The following is a 296-nucleotide window of genomic DNA, read 5'->3' on the forward strand; positions in this document are numbered from 1 at the left end:
TTCATTGGCGGTTTTTCATTAATACGTGCATCGCGAGAATTAACGAATCAGGTTTCAAAAACAGATTTAATGCGTGGGAAGCGTACGAGGTTTTGGTTTAACATTATTTTCGCGGCAGAGGGTTTGGCTATAGCAATCACGATTACTGTCTGTAACGCTACTCGTCACACTGAACTTATACCTCTCGTAATTGCTATTATTGTCGGTGTTCATTTTTTCCCATTGGCCCCTCTTTTCCAAGTCAGACTCTATTATTTTACAGGCTCACTCCTTTGTTTACTAGCTATTATTACATT

General features: G+C 39.2%; 1 protein-coding gene. It reads left to right on the forward strand.

Translation table 11 applies throughout. The features are described from left to right. On the forward strand, positions 1-296 hold a 296-nt coding region (locus tag TR08_RS33195), incomplete at both ends, for a DUF7010 family protein (RefSeq protein ID WP_045519089.1).

Origin of the sequence: Neobacillus niacini (assembly GCF_000759675.1) — a bacterium.
In the GTDB taxonomy this organism is placed as follows: domain Bacteria; phylum Bacillota; class Bacilli; order Bacillales; family Cytobacillaceae; genus Neobacillus; species Neobacillus niacini_A.